Below are 15,966 nucleotides of genomic sequence, written 5' to 3' on the forward strand. Positions count from 1 at the left end.
CTACGGTGAAGTGACGCCGGCCGTACACCGAGCTGATAATGAGCAGGCGCCGCAGTGTAGCAATGCGGGCTATTGAGCTCTACCCGCAAAAATCTTTATTTGGGCATACCCGGAACGCATTTGGGGTATTTCCCCGTTTTCTGCCGATCGCTGTAAGGACGTCGAAGTTTCATGTTTATTCCCCGCCAGGCGCTCGTCGCGATCTTGCTGCTGTGCCTTGCGGCCGTCGCGCACGCCGACGTCGTCAAACCCGCGCTGGTCGAAATCAGCGTTTTTTCCGAAGGACGTTTTCGCATTGAGCTGCGCGCCAGCATCGAGGCGCTGCTGACCGGCATCAACGGTCAATACCAAGACACCACCCAGGCCCCGACCTCGGACGAATACGACCGCCTGCGCGAAATGCAGGCGGCGGATCTGCACGTCGAGTTCGACACATTCAGACAGAAAATGCTCGACGCCATCGAGGTGCGTTTCGACGGTCGACGCGCCGACATGTCGATCGCAGAGGTCAACATCCCGGTGCCCGGCTACACCAAGGTGCCACGCATCAGCGAGATCGTGCTCGAAGGGCCGGTCCCGGACGATGCACGCTCACTGACCTGGCTGTACCCGATCGCGTTCGGTGACAACGCCGTGCGCGTGCGACAGGTAGACGAACGCAATCAGCAATGGCACTGGTCGGCCTGGCAGTGGATTCGCGAAGAGAAAACGAGCGAACCGTTCTCGCTGACGGAGGTGTTCAGTCCTCCCGGTTTCCTGGACATCGTTAGCGAGTATGTCGGCGCCGGGTTCGACCACATCATCCCGGACGGCCTCGATCACATCCTGTTCGTATTCGGCCTGTTCCTGTTCAGCGCAAAGGTTCGCCCGCTGTTGTGGCAGATCACGATGTTCACCATCGCCCACTCGATTACGCTGGCGCTGGCGATGACCGGTGTGATCGAACTGCCGGCAAAGGTGGTCGAACCGCTGATCGCTCTGTCGATTGCCTATGTCGGTATCGAAAACATCTGGCACCGCACGCTGCACAACAGCCGCTTGGTGTTGGTGTTCATGTTCGGCCTGCTGCACGGCCTGGGGTTTGCCAGCATGCTGTCCGACTTCGGCATGCCGAATGACGCATTCGCCACCGCGTTGATCAGTTTCAACGTCGGGGTCGAGTTCGGACAGCTTGCCGTCATCGGCCTGGCGACGCTGTTGATCGGCATCTGGTTCGGCAACAAAACCTACTATCGCCAACTGGTCGCGATACCCGGCTCGCTGATGATTTCAGCGGTCGGCCTCTACTGGACGTGGGAGCGATTGGCGCTGTAACCGTGCCGCGGATGCGAGCGATCAGGCCTCTTCGGTGGCCAGCTCCGATCGCATCAGGTCGTCCATCAGCATCGGCGGCGAGATGCCGAAACCCTGTGCGAAATCGACACCGATCTCACCGACCAGTTGCAGGATCTCGTCATCGGCCACGTATTCCGCAATGGTCTTCTTGCCGAGGAAATGGCCGATCTCGTTGATCGATTTGACCACGCCAAAGTCATCGCGGCTCGAGGCGATCTTGCGCACGAACACGCCATCGATCTTCAACCAGTCGACCGGCAGTTCTTTGAGGTAGGAGTACGAAGCCAGACCGCTGCCGAAATCGTCGAGCGCCACCTGGCAACCCAGCGATTTGAGATCGTGGATGATGCCGGCACTGGCCTGCAGGTCGGACACCGCAGAGGTCTCGGTCACCTCGAAACTCAGCCACTTCGGCTCGATGCCGGTGCGCTTGAACTCGTCGCGTACGAACTGCACGAACCCCGGATCGCTGGCCGTCTGGCCGGACAGGTTGACCGCGAAGCCGTGCAGCCGCGGCATATGATCGCGGTGTGTCGCCACCCAGTCCATGACCGTGCGCGTTACCCAGCGGTCGATCGATCGCATGCGTTGGTAGCGTTCGGCAGCCTCGATGAACTCGGCGATCGACAGCGGTTCGTCTGCACCATTGTCCACGCCGAGCAGCACTTCATAGTGCGGCGTCAATCCGGCATCACTTCTGACCGGCACGATCGGCTGGCAACGCAGTTTGAGATGGCCGCGGTCCAAGGCGTCATCGACCTTGACGACCCACTGCACCGATTCTTTGCGGCGCGCGATATCCGGGTCTTCAGCGTTGTACACGTACACACCGTCGCTTCCACTGGCCTTGGCCAGCGACAACGCACTCTCGGCGCATTGCAACACCGCACCGGCATGCGCAGCCTCTCCGGCATCGGACATCGGCAGCGCGGCCACACCGATCGACACCACGGTCGACATGCCGCCCCCCTGCCAGTCGAACGGCATCTCCTCGACCATCGTGCGGATGCCACGCGCAATCTCGGTACCGTCGCTCAACGCAATATCGGGCAACAAGGCGGCAAACCGGTCGCCGCCCATGTGGGCGAGCACCTTGCTCGACTTGAGCTTCTCGAGTTGACGCGCCACGGCGACCAGCAAACGGTCGCCGGTGTCGTAACCATGTATCTCGTTGATCAAGCGGAATTGATTGACATCGATAAGCAGCAGCACGCCGGCATTGTCGGCACGCTGGGGGATCGAGATGGCCTTCTCGAGCACCATGTTGAACTGTTGGCGTCCCAGCAGACCGGTCAGCGAATCATGGGTCGCCTGATGCGCCAGTTGCTCTTCCATGCGTCCGAGCATGGCATCGACTGCACGGTCGCTGAGCGGCCGCCCATCGACCGCATCGAGTTCGACACGGTGCTGGTAGACACCATATGCCAGGTCCTTCAGCGAAAGATCGCGTGCGCGGACACCGCGATGATCGACCAACACGAACAGCTCGCGGTCGCCCCTGATCCAGGCCACGCGTTGGGCCCGTTCACCGCGCGGCGCATCCAACATCAGGATGCGGTCACCGACCCGAATCTTGGCGCAGCGGTCGAGAATCGCGGTCCATACGGTTTCAGCCACGCCTTCGGGACGGGCGGTGACTGCGCGGACATCCTCGCTTTCACCCGGCGCCGGCATCGCGACCAGTTCGACATCGCCCATCGGTGCGGCTTCCAACTCACTCTTCAGGCGCGACTGCACGGCGTTGCGGCTGTAAGGGTCGAACGCCACCGCCATCAGTTCGTCATCGATGCGCGTGAGCACCTGGGGCGTATCGAGTTCACCCGCCTGCTGATCGAAGAAGTCTCCACCGAGCTTGCGCACAACCTGATCGAGCAGGTGCAGCATCTCGGCGTAGCGATCGGCACCATCGTTGGCATTCAGCCAGGCCAGTTCGAGAATGGCGCGCCAACCGACATCGAGCAGTTCGACAACGACCTGCGGAACCCGCTTGTCTCTGTAGCGACGGTCCAACTCGTTGGACACCATGCGGCGAGCGCGACGCACACGATCGCGTCCTTCGCTGGCCTCAACCACACGCTCGACATTGCGTTGATACTGGCGACTCTGTTCCTTGGTGAGACCGGCGACCTGGTCGGCGATGCCGCGCAGTGCTTCGTCGTCGAGATCCTGGTGACCGACCGGCGCCAGCAACGCAGCAATCTCGTGCCATGCCGGGTCGTTTGCTGCGGTCGGATCGTCACTCGGCCGGAACATCTGCCAATGCCCGAGACTGTCCATGATGCGGCGAATCGGATGCTCGGGATTGCGGAAGAAATCTTCGTCGGCCACGGCTTCGCGGGTCAACGCGCCGCCGAGTTGGCGCAACGAGTCGGACAAGACCTCACCGACGTGAGGCAAGGCCGTCACGTAGTTCAGCATCTCGTGCGCCAGATGCTGGCGGTTCTGCTCGTCGCGATGACGCAGCGCGGCAACCGCGCTCGAATCGAGCACCTGCGGCCGACCGAATGGCCGCTGCACGACGTTGCTGGAAAGCTTCAGGGTTGGCGCCGTCGGCGCCGTGTCGTTCCCACCCACAGTCGGTGCGGCGCCGCCACCAGGAGTCGCCTCCGCAGGCGCCCTGACGCCGCGCTTCGCCTTGTTGGTCTGCAACGGTACAACCTTGGCCTTCGGCGCGCCGATGTCGTCCAGCGCCTGATCGAGTTCGTGATAGAACTCGCCGAGTTCATCCGGCAGCATCCGCGCCGCGGTATCAAACAGATGCCCGCGCGATATCGGCCCGAGTTCGAGCTTGATCGCGAAGCTCTTCAGGGTCTCGGTGAAGTGCCGCGGCTCGAAAGGCACGACCAACCCGCAGTCGCCGCTCACATCGCGGATCCCGGCGAGCCGCGAACCGAGCGCAGCGATGCGGTCGTTGAAAATGCGGTCGAGCAACGACGCAACCCGCGAGGCCTCCAACCAGCGCTCGAACTCATCGGTTTCCACCAGGCTCAGCTCGCCGGGTTTGTCCGACGGCGCCTTGTCTTTTACCGGCGGCTTGTCCAATGCCGCTTCGATCGTCGCCTGTGTAAGCTGTTCACCGCTGCGCAGCTGTTCAAGCGCGTTGATGTCGGCGTAGACCTGCTGCAGCTCTTTGTTCGAACCCAGGTGGTCTGCGCGTTTGAGCAAACCGTCGAGCGTCGTGACCAATAGGTCGCGGTACAGCACTGGCAGAGTGCCTTTGGCGATATGCCGGAACTTCGCCAGGCAACGCGCCGTACCGCCGCTTGATGAGGTTACGGGTTCGTCGCGGCCCGACCGGGCAAGTGCATCGTGCGCCTGAAGCGCCTCAACGATCGCCTCGGACGGACGGAAGAAACTCAAGCCGAGGTGCTCACCTTTGGCCCAGGCGACTGACGCGCGAATCCGGATGGGGCGTGAACCTTTCTCGGCCAGAAACTCGGTGTTCAGGTAGATGGCAAGCCCGACCTCCGGCTTAAACTGCTGGTCGGCGGCCGATTGAAGCAATTGCACGAGGAAGCCGCCGCTGCAGTAATCGCGGATCACGCAGGCGACCTGATTCCCGCCCGCTGGGCCTATCCAGCCGCGGAGCTCTGTCGCGTAGCGTTTAGAACGGCGGCGTTCCACAGGAGCCGACATTACTCACCTACCTGTCGAAACTGCATCCCTGTACCGGTAGCCATAAGGGTTCAACAACTCGAAAACTTAGCCTGTCAGATAGAAATTAGCGTCCGGCAAAACAAAAAATTGAACGTTCCGCACGAATCACCGGAGGATTTTTTGGCTCATATCCGACGCGGGTTTGACCTGTGGCAAATCGCAAAGTCACTGAGTTAATGGGGAATTTTCCGCCCATCCAGCGATGAGCCCGGCGCCAGCGCCGATTTGCACAACGACCGGGCTTCCCAAAAAAAACCGCAAACAGGCGGCCGGCTAGCCGGATTGCGGTACGGCAACCACGCGAAAGCCGAGCACCGAGTACCGTTTGCCGGGGGGATCGGCCGTCCGATAACCCGGTCGGACCAGGTGTTGGGGGCAGTGATAGGAGCCACCGCGGCGGATGCGCAGTTCGCCCTTTGCGGGCCCCGCCGGATCGACGGCCGTTTCTTCGCCCTGCGCGCGGCGTCGGTAACTGTCGCGGGCATAGCGATCGCCGACCCATTCCCAGGCGTTACCCAGCATGTCGTACAGACCAAAGGCATTTGGCTGGCGGGTTGCGACGGGATGCGGAACATCGCCGGAATTGTGGATATACCAGGCGTGGGATTCGAGGGTCTGCAATGGCACCGGCCGCAGGTCTGTACTGCCGGCGCGCGCAGCGTACTCCCATTCCGCCTCGGTCGGCAGACGATAGTCGTGTTCGGGGTCGATAGCGCTGAGTTCTTCGGCGAAGCGCTGCGCCATGGTCCAACTCACGCCGACCACGGGCAGATCCCGCCACGTGTCGCCCTGCCAATGCTCGGCCGGCCCGGGACGGTTCTGCATCACGGCCAGCCACTGCGCTTGGGTAACCTCGGTCTGACCCATCCGCGTCTCCGCGCTCAGGGTAACGCGGTGGGCCGGAGACTCGTCGGAGATATCCGCCTTGTCGGGTTCGGGATGGTCGAAACGCGCATCGTCGAGATCCGCAGTACCCATCTGGAATGTCGCCGCCGGCAGCACACTAAAGCGCATACCCAGCGCGTTCTCGAAGACTTCGGGCGCGGCGTGGACAAGTGCGGGCAACCCCACAACAAACAGCAGAAGCAATCGGGCCAGCGGCATCGGCAACCCCTCCTGCAGACAGAGTCTAGCGGGCTGTCGACAACTTTGTGCGCCGCCCGGCATTCGCCCGGCTAGATCTGCTCCAGGCGTCGCACCAAGTCATTGAGCTGTGCGTCCTCTTCGAGCGCGCCTTCCCAGAATACGTAGTTCGCTTCCGCGCCGCGTTCACCGACTGTCAACTGTGCCTCGAAGGCGGTCGCACCTTCCGGCATAGGATGTTCACGCGGGATGCCGAGTTGTTTGATCGACGCGATCAAACCGGCCTCTTGCAGGTCGGTCAGTTGGCCACTTCGGGGCGGCTCGCTGGTGTAGGTGCCACTGTCGACGGTGAAAGCACCGTCGCTCGCGATACTGATCTTGAGCGCGTAGTCTTCTTCGCCGACCACCTGGTAAGTGATAGGTACCATCGGTCAGACTCCTCTGCAGCGATCGATGCCGCAGCGTTGGCAGAAACCCCGGCAAACACGTGCGCCCGGCAGGCCCGCGTGTCGGCCCATCTACAGACTTCATTCAAACTATCGTCTGCCGTTCCGTGGCGTGCAAGCGTCTGGGAAGAACAGCGAACCGCCGGCTTGATGCAGCTCAACAGCCCGTTCGCCGATTGGGTCGTCGACCGATAAGGGTCGTGTTTACGGCTAGGGCGTATAAGCCAGGTTCGGCCCGAGCCATTTCTCCGCCTCGTTCAGCGCCATGCCCTTGCGCTTGGCATAGTCCTCAAGCTGATCCTTGTTGAGCTTGCCGACCGCAAAGTAGCGCGCCTGCGGATGCGCGAAGTACAAACCGCTGACCGACGCGGTCGGCACCATCGCTTTCGATTCGGTCAACCAGATGCCGGTGTTGGCCTCGGCATCCAGCAGATCCCACAGCAAGTCCTTCTCGGTGTGATCGGGCGACGCCGGGTAGCCCATCGCCGGACGGATGCCCTGGTACTGTTCACCGATCAGCTGTTCATTGTCGAGCGACTCATCCTTGGCGTAGCCCCACAATTCCTTGCGCACCTTTTCGTGCAACCACTCGGTCAGCGCCTCGGCCAATCGATCGGCCAGTGCTTTGAGCATGATGGCGTGGTAGTCGTCGTGATCGGCCTCGAACTCTTTAATCTTGTCATCGATCCCGAGGCCGGCCGTAGCGGCGAAGCCACCAATGTAGTCGGCGATACCGCTGTCTTTCGGCGCAACATAGTCGGCCAGCGACTCGTTGTAATGACCGGCCGGTTGTTTGCCCTGCTTGCGCAGGTTGTGCAACATGAGCTTCGCCTCGCTACGCGAGTCATCCGTATACAGCTCGATATCGTCACCGACCGTGTTGGCTGGGAACAGGCCGACGACCGCAGCTGCACGCAGCCACTTCTCATCAATGATCTGCTTGAGCATGTTCTGCGCGTCGGCAAACAGCTTGCGCGCCTCTTCTCCCTTGTCGGCATCGTCGAGAATCTTCGGGTAGCGACCCTTGAGCTGCCAGGCATGGAAGAAGAAGGTCCAATCGATGTACGGCACGATCTGCGCCAGGTCGATGTCGTTCAGAACCGTCACGCCGGGCTGTGCCGGCGCCACAATCTGCGCCGCAGACCAATCGATCGGCGTCGCGTTGGCGCGCGCCTGCTCGATCGGAACAAGATTGGCTGCTTCGTTCTTCGCTGCACGACGTGCACGCACCTCGTTGTAGTCGGCACGCATATCGGCCAGGAACTTGGGCTTTTGCTCGTCGGACAACAAGGCGGTTGCCACACCGACGGCACGCGAGGCATCGGCGACATACACGGCGCCGTGTTCGTACTCGGGTTCGATCTTGACCGCGGTATGTGCCTTCGAGGTCGTGGCACCACCAATCATCAACGGAATCGTGAAACCCTGTCGCTTCATCTCCTTGGCGATATGCACCATCTCATCGAGCGATGGCGTGATCAAGCCAGACAAACCGATTATGTCGACGTTGTGTTCTTTGGCTTTGTTAAGGATCGTATCGGCCGGCACCATCACGCCGATGTCGAACACCTCGTAGTTGTTACATTGCAGCACGACGCCGACGATGTTTTTGCCGATGTCGTGCACATCGCCCTTTACGGTCGCCATCAGGATCCTGCCGTTGCTCTTCAACTCGCCACCGGCGGCAATCATCTCCTGCTTTTCAGCTTCGAGATACGGCTCAAGATAGGCCACCGCCTTCTTCATCACACGCGCCGACTTGACCACCTGCGGCAGGAACATCTTGCCCTCACCAAACAGGTCGCCGACGACGTTCATGCCATCCATCAACGGGCCTTCGATCACGTGCAGCGGGCGCTCGACTGCCTGGCGCGCGGCCTCGGTGTCTTCCTCGATGAACTCCGTAATGCCTTTGACCAGGGCATGTTCGAGACGCTTGCCAACCGGCCAGCTGCGCCATTCCTTGTCTTCAACCTTCTCGGCGTGCGCCTCGCCCGCATACTTCGGTGCGATCTCGACCAGGCGTTCGCCGGCTTCGGGATCACTATTGAGGATCACATCTTCGACAGCCTTGCGCAGCTCTTCCGGCAGATCGTCATACACCGCCAACTGAGCGGCATTGACGATACCCATGTCCATGCCCGCCTTGATCGCGTGATACAGGAACACGGCGTGGATCGCCTCGCGCACCGGGTTGTTGCCGCGGAACGAGAACGACACGTTGGATACGCCACCCGAGATCAGCGCGTGCGGCAGCGTCTGCTTGATCTCGCGCGTCGCCTCGATGAAATCGACGCCATAGTTGTTGTGTTCTTCGATACCGGTCGCCACGGCGAAGATGTTCGGATCGAAGATGATGTCTTCCGGCGGGAAGCCGATCTCATCGACCAACGTACGGTAGGCGCGCGTGCAGATCTCGACCTTGCGTGCCTGCGTATCGGCCTGACCGACTTCATCGAAAGCCATCACGATCACGGCCGCACCATAGCGTCGGCACAGCTTGGCCTGTTCGCGAAACTTCTCTTCGCCCTCTTTCATCGAGATCGAGTTGACGATCGGTTTGCCCTGCACACACTGCAGGCCGGCCTCGATGATCTCCCACTTCGACGAGTCGATCATCACCGGCACCTTGGCGATGTCCGGCTCGCCTGCGCACAGGTTGAGGAAGCGGCGCATCGCGGCGATGCCGTCGAGCATGCCTTCGTCCATGTTCACGTCGACGACTTGCGCACCGTTCTCGACCTGCTCGCGGCAGATGTCGAGCGCGGTCTCGTAGTCGCCTTCGAGGATCAAGCGCTTGAACTTGGCCGAACCGGTCACATTGGCGCGCTCACCGACGTTGACGAAGTTCAGCGCCTTGTCGATGTTCAGCGGCTCGAGTCCCGAAAGACGACAAGCGATAGACACCTCGGGCAGTGCGCGCGGCCTTTTGCCCTCGACCGCCTTGGCGATCGCGGCAATGTGCGGCGGCGTGTTGCCGCAGCAACCACCGACCATGTTCAGAAAACCGGCGTCGGCCCACTCGCCGATGTGTTTGCCCATATCATCCGGCGTCAGGTCGTATTCGCCGAACTCGTTCGGCAGGCCGGCGTTCGGATAGGTTGCGACATAGGTCTCGCAGATGCGCGACATCTCTTCGACGTACTGGCGCAACAGGTCTGGGCCGAGCGCGCAGTTCAGGCTCATCGCCAACGGCTGGGCATGTCGCAGGCTGTTGTAGAAGGCTTCGGTGGTCTGGCCCGACAGCGTGCGGCCCGACTGATCGGTGATCGTGCCCGACAGGATGATCGGCAGCTTGTAGCCGAGTTCTTCGAATACCAGTTCGGCAGCAAACACCGCCGCCTTGGCATTCAGCGTATCGAAGATGGTCTCGATCAGCAGGATATCCACACCGCCATCGATCAGACCGCGGGTGGCCTCGGCGTAGGCCTCGACCAGCTCGTTGAACGTGACGTTGCGCGCCCCCGGATCGTTCACATCCGGCGAGATCGATGCGGTGCGGTTGGTCGGGCCGATCGAGCCGGCCACGAAGCGCGGCTTTTGCGGCGTTGAGTATTTTTCGACACAAGCGCGGGCAAGTTTGGCCGACTCGACATTCAGCTCGTAGGCCAGCGACTCCATGTCGTAGTCGGCCATCGCGATCGTGGTCGCGCTGAAGGTGTTGGTCTCGATGATGTCGGCACCGGCCTCGAGGTACTGTTCGTGTATCTCGGTGATCACGTCCGGACGGGTCAACGTCAGCAGGTCGTTGTTGCCCTTGAGGTCGCTCGGCCAATCGGCAAAACGCTCGCCGCGATAGGCCGCCTCGTCGAGCTTGTAGCGCTGGATCATGGTGCCGTAGGCGCCGTCCATGACGAGAATTCGTTCGGCCATCAGGGCCTTGAGTTGTTCGGTGCAGTCGCGGGACATGGCGTAAGGTCAATTGCGGCAAAGACGCGTGATTATAAGGCAGGAAGCACCCGCTGCGTTGTCCCATCAGGCCACCCGGCGGCCAGATAAGCCTGCGCAGCTACCGCATAAGTAGCTTTGAAGGCACTTTGCATTCCGACTGTGGTTATATGACGAACGCCGCAGAACGGCCCTCCCCCGATTCCAACGACAACAGGGGGGACAACCCCATACCACAACGGCACGTCGCGGCAGCAAGGGACATAGATAGACAGGTACGTCCTTTACACGGGTAAATAGAGGAGACACCAATGGCAGAACTGTTTTCAGCGGACTGGATGAACGCCCTGAAAGAGGCATGGAACGCAGACCCGGAGGTCAAAGACCGATTGGCAGAGATCGGCTTCGACTCGGTCATCACCTGCGGTTTCAAGAGTGAAGACAATCCACGCGGCGTATTCGTCGTCGAGAAAGGCGAATGCGTGCGTGCCGGCGACTACGACGGCACCCAGCCTGACTGGGATATGCGCGCCGATCGCGACAACTGGTTGAAGTGGGCGCACGACGGCATCGGCATGGCAGGCCTGGGCACTGCGTTTGCGATGGGGAAACTCAAGTTTCTGACGGGCGATTTCAAGGGAATGATCAAAGATCCCCGTATGGCCGGGCCTTTCGTCAAGAGTTTCGCATTGATGCAACAGATCGAAACCGAGTAATCGGCGAGCGTCGCCCTGACACATCGAAACCCGGCCGAGTGCCGGGTTTCTTTTTTGCCGTTCAGCCGTTCCCCGCCTCGCCGACGGATTCCGCCGACGCTTGCTGCTGTTGGTGCAGAAAACTGCTGCGCCGCTCCAAGGCGACGAGCAGCTCGTCGATCTTGCCCGCCAACTCGTGTGCCGACTCGATGGCTCCCGGCTCACCTGCGCGCGCCGACATCTCGGTCGACTTCGCCATCTCGAATACACCATTTGCCATCAGGTTGCCGGCGACGCCTTTCAATGCGTGGGCGACGAAAGCCAATGACTCATAGTCGTCCGCACTCGCCGCCTCGCGCAGTTTGCCCGGCTTTTCCTTGACGCTCTCGATCGCCTTGTCGACCAGCTTCGCGACAAACGCCTCCCGACGGCTGAAACGCGCCGTTAATGCTTCCCAATCGATCGGCTCTTCAACATCGCTCGGGGCCTCGTGGGGAGACTGTTCGGCCTGGGGGTATGCAATCGCGTTCGCCGGACTCGCTCCATTCGCTGCCGCTTGCGGCTGAACGAAGTCCAGAATCGTACCGACCAGGGCATCTGCGTCCACCGGTTTGGCGACATGCGCCTTCATGCCGGCGGCATGGCAATGCTGTCGCGCTTCGTCCAGTGCGTGCGCCGTCAGGCCGATCACCGGCAGTTGCGGCGCTGCAGATGCGATGCGGCGCGTCGCCTCGTAGCCGTCCATCACCGGCATCTGCACATCCATCAGCACGACATCGAACGCCGAAGCCCCTTTCTCGGCGACCAGGTCGACGGCCTGCTGACCGTCATGGGCGAACGTCACCACCGCACCTTCATAGTCGAGCAGATCCTCGAGAATGAAACGGTTCGCTTCGACATCTTCTGCGGCGAGAATACGCACACCCTTAAGACGACTGCCGGCAGCCTGCGCCGCATCGACCGAATCCTGCATCGGAGCATCGACCGCGGGCAACGGCAGACGCACCGAGAAGGCCGAACCGGCGCCCAACTCGCTTTGAACGGCGATCTCCCCGCCCATCATCTGAACGAGATCGCGACTGATCACCAATCCCAGCCCTGTTCCCCCATAGCGTCGGGTGAACGAGGTGTCGGCCTGCTCGAAAGGCCTGAATAGACGATCGATATGCGCGGCATTCATACCAATGCCGGTATCGCTGACGACAAACCTCACATCGTCGCCGTCACAGGCAACCCGCAAACGGACAGTGCCGTTCTCGGTAAACTTGATGCCGTTCGATACCAGGTTGAGCAGGATCTGTTGCAGGCGCTGGGCGTCACCGAGCACCCACTCCGGCAGCGCCGGATCACTCTCGGTTACGAACTGCAGGCCTTTCTGCACGGCAATGTCACTGACCGCATCGACGATGGCAGCGATTGTACGACGCAGTTGGAACGGCGCCAGCTCCACACTGAATTTGCCCGACTCGATCTTCGAATAATCGAGGATATCGTTGATCACGCCCAGCAGATGTTCACCCGCCCCGGATACCCGCTGCCAGAGGTCAAACGATTTCCTGCCCTTATCCTCACGCATACCGATCCGCGCCACACCCAGCACGGCATTCAGCGGCGTGCGTATCTCATGGCTCATGTTGGCGAGGAACTCACTCTTGGCGCGCGCCAGATGCTGCGCCTCGGTCAACGCCTGCTGCGTCGCTTTCTGCGCCCGTTTGATATCGGTTATATCCTGCACCGAGCCGACACTCGCAACCGGCCGCCCCTCACTGTCGAACTGAACCTCGGCCTGTTCGCGCACCCATCGCACCTCGTTGCCCACAGTGATGCGGTGATCCACGTCGTAAGGCTCACCACTCAGCGCGAGACTCCACGCCAGCTCGACGTTTCTGCGATCTTCCGGGTGTACCCGTTGCATAAAGCCATCGATGTTTAACGGCGCGCCCTGCGGTACGCCGAAGATTCGATACGTCTCGTCCGACCAGGTGAGCTCGTCAGTCAACAGATCAACCCGCCAGCTGCCAACGTGCGCGATGGCCTGCGCCTTGGCGAGTTCGTCCCGCAGTGTTTTGACCTGCGTGATGTCGGTAGAGATACCGATCAATGCAATGTTCTTACCGGTTTCGTCGGGCATCGGCACCTTGGTTGTCAGGTAGGTGTGCTGCGAACCGTCCGGATGTTGTGCCGCATGTTCGAAAGCGACCGACTCGGATCCGGCAAGCACCACCTGGTCCTTGGTCATGATCACGTTCGCCAGTTCAGGGCGCAGCACCTTGCGATCCGTGTGCCCGATAATATCTTCGCGCGCCAGCCCGACCGCCTCTTCAAAACGCCGATTCACCAGTTGATAGCGGCCCTCGGTGTCTTTCACGACGAACACTGCCGGGATGTGTTCAATGATCGTCGATAGCTGACGCTGGCTTTCGTGCAGCTCGCCGGTACGCTGCTTGACCAGTTCCTCCAGATTCTCGCGGTACCGCACAATCTCGGCCTCAGCATGTTTGCGATCGGAGATATCGCGCACGATCGAATGCACAACCTCTTTGCCGCGGAGCATGAAGGCCGAAACCGTCACCTCGGCGTCGAAAGCGGTGCCGTCGGCACGCACATGCAGCCATTCGAAGCGATGCACGCCTTGGCTTTGCACCGTCTCGACGACGCGCTCGACTTTGCGCTGCGAGAGTTCGCCATCAGGCTGGTGTTGCGGCGATATCTCGGCCGGCGTCTTGTTGATGAGCCCGTCCTTCGACGCATAGCCAAACAGCGCGACGGCCGCCTGGTTACATTCAACGAAGCGCCCTTCGTCGATGATGAAACCCGCATCCGCCGACAATTCAAACAGCGTGCGAAAACGCTCATCGTTCTCGCGCAGCTCATCCTCCAAGCGCTTGCGCGCGCTGATGTCGTGCGCGACGCCCAACACACCGATCAGCCTTCCCTGGGCATCGAGCATCGGGGTCTTGGTTGTTTCGACCAGTTCCTGATGGCCATCCGCCGCAAAGGTGATCCATTCCTCGTTGATCGACGATGCGCCTTTGTGCATCGCCTTCAGGTCGTGCTCACGGAAGAAGTCAGCCAGCTCCTTGTCGACGAAGTCATAATCAGTTTTGCCGACAATCTCGTTTTCTTGAGCGCCAAACAATTGCTCGAAACGCGGATTGCAGCTCAGGTAGACGCCTTCCGGATCTTTCAACCAGATCAAGTCGGGGATGGTTCTTACCAACGTAGACAGGAATGCGCGTTCACGCTCCAATGCCTCCTGCGCCAGCTTGCGCGAGGTGATGTCGACATCCATACAGACGACGATCGGTTCGGCGTGTGACTCGCCGGGTATCGAAAACACCGTAGCCTCGACCCAACGCGGTTCGCCGGAGCGATGACGGCTGGCGTTCTCAACCGGCCCGACGACCTCACCGGTCCGCTCAACCTGTTGCAGCGTACGGCGGAAGGCGTCGACCTCCGCCGGCGAGTAGGCCAGGTCTTCCAGCGTCTTGCCAACGGCCTCTTGCGAAGTCCAGCCGTACAGGCGCTCCGAGGCGCCGTTCCAGAAAATCACCCGACCGTCTTGATTGAACCATTGGATCGCAATGTTCGGCGAGAACTCGAGCGTTTTGCGCAAACGTTCTTTCGAAGCTTGCAGTTCATCGCGCGCCGACAGGCGGTCGGTGATGTCGATGCCTTGCGGCACCAGCCAGGTGACTTCACCCTTATCGTTCTTGACCGGCTGCAGACTGAACTCTGCGGCACGTACACCCTGCACGGTAGAGATCGTGATATCGAACAGGCTGCCGTCGCCGGCGGCGGCGCGCTTTACCGCCTCGCGAATTCGGTGTTGAACGTCCGGGTCGTGGCGAAAAACTTCCATCTCCCAAAGGGGGATATCGACAACCTCGTCGATAGTGTTCGAACGCAGCTCGAGCACGGCCTTGTTCAACGCGCGCACGGCGCCCTGCGGCTCGACCAGTCCGATCATCAACGACGGGTTGTTCAGCATGGCGTCGAGCTGCGCCTTGCTCTCGTGCAGCGCCGCATTGCGCTCCGCCACCGCATCGGCCATATGGTTCAAGCTACGCGCAAGATGCGAAATTTCATCGTCGCCGTCTTGCGGGGCACGTGTCTGGAAATTGCCGGCCGCGAATGCCTGACTCACGAGCACCAGGCCATTCAGCTTCTTGCCCAGACGCAGGCCGATGAAGAGTAGCGCCAGCATAACGACGAGCAGGCCAAGCCCCTGAACGAAAATGTTCTGTTCGAACAGGTGATGGGTGGCGCGTTCGGTCAGCAGAGTGGACATGCCGTAGTAAGCGGTGCCGAATTGATTGCCGGCGAATGCCACCGGCAAGGCCACGTGGACCTCTTCGTGATTGGGGCGCAGAAAGTTGTCCGCACCGAAGGTCGGCAGAGGATCAGGCGCCCCGTCACTCGCACCCAGCAGATCACCGCCGGCATCTTTCAGCGCGATATACAGAACCTGAGAGTTTTCTGCCTTTACCAGGCGGTTGAAATACTCATTGAGAACCTGCGCATCACCCGGCAACGCCTGCTGCTGCAGTACGAACGTGAGCGCCACCGACGTCTGATCGACGTCGGCCTCAGCCACTTCGAGGGCGAAGCTGTGCATGACGCGAAACGTGTTCAGGTGAACGAATGCGAACAGCACCAGCAGCGTGAGAATCCCGCCCACCATCAAGCGGAAGCGCAACGACTTCAGCAATCCCTTGTTCATCGGGCAGCACCGTCGATCGTAATGCGCAGCGGTCCACCAGAGAACAACGAAAGCGCGAGATCAGCCGACAAGTTGCCTGCAAGTCGCTTCGCGTAGCGGGGCGGAAAAGCCATGCCGCTGCGGCCAGCCTCGACCAGCT

Annotated in this window: 7 protein-coding genes; 2 read left to right on the forward strand and 5 right to left on the reverse strand. The window is 60.9% G+C overall.

What is annotated here, in order from left to right:
* Positions 1-171: 171 nt before the first annotated feature.
* Positions 172-1,314, forward strand: coding sequence for a HupE/UreJ family protein (locus B1781_RS21095; protein ID WP_078121548.1), 1,143 nt, complete (start codon positions 172-174; stop codon positions 1,312-1,314).
* A gap of 21 nt (positions 1,315-1,335) precedes the next feature.
* Here B1781_RS21095 and B1781_RS21100 read toward each other — a convergent pair whose 3' ends face one another.
* The 4 genes from B1781_RS21100 to metH all read right to left on the reverse strand — a co-directional run bounded on the left by B1781_RS21100 (position 1,336) and on the right by metH (position 10,430).
* Positions 1,336-4,845, reverse strand: a complete 3,510-nt coding sequence (locus B1781_RS21100; RefSeq protein WP_334223811.1) for a DUF1631 family protein — start codon at positions 4,843-4,845, stop codon at positions 1,336-1,338.
* A gap of 420 nt (positions 4,846-5,265) precedes the next feature.
* A complete protein-coding gene (locus tag B1781_RS21105; RefSeq protein ID WP_164513495.1) occupies positions 5,266-6,096 on the reverse strand; it encodes a formylglycine-generating enzyme family protein in 831 nt (276 codons plus the stop codon).
* 71 nt (positions 6,097-6,167) lie between these two features.
* A complete protein-coding gene (locus B1781_RS21110) occupies positions 6,168-6,503 on the reverse strand; it encodes a hypothetical protein (protein WP_334223812.1) in 336 nt (111 codons plus the stop codon).
* A gap of 228 nt (positions 6,504-6,731) precedes the next feature.
* On the reverse strand, positions 6,732-10,430 hold the full coding sequence (metH, locus tag B1781_RS21115; RefSeq protein ID WP_078121553.1) for a methionine synthase: 3,699 nt from the start codon (positions 10,428-10,430) through the stop codon (positions 6,732-6,734).
* 290 nt (positions 10,431-10,720) lie between these two features.
* On the opposite strand from metH, the gene B1781_RS21120 reads away from it, so the two are divergent.
* Positions 10,721-11,125 (forward strand): SCP2 sterol-binding domain-containing protein, encoded by a 405-nt coding sequence (locus B1781_RS21120; protein WP_078121554.1) that lies wholly within the window; start codon positions 10,721-10,723, stop codon positions 11,123-11,125.
* Between the two features lie 61 nt (positions 11,126-11,186).
* On the opposite strand, the gene B1781_RS21125 is transcribed toward B1781_RS21120, so the two are convergent.
* Positions 11,187-15,827: a PAS domain S-box protein gene (locus tag B1781_RS21125; RefSeq protein WP_078121556.1), complete on the reverse strand. Its 4,641-nt coding sequence runs from the start codon at positions 15,825-15,827 to the stop codon at positions 11,187-11,189.
* Positions 15,828-15,966: the final 139 nt, after the last annotated feature.

Source organism: Thiosocius teredinicola (assembly GCF_002009425.1).
Taxonomy (GTDB): Bacteria; Pseudomonadota; Gammaproteobacteria; order Chromatiales; family Chromatiaceae; genus Thiosocius; species Thiosocius teredinicola.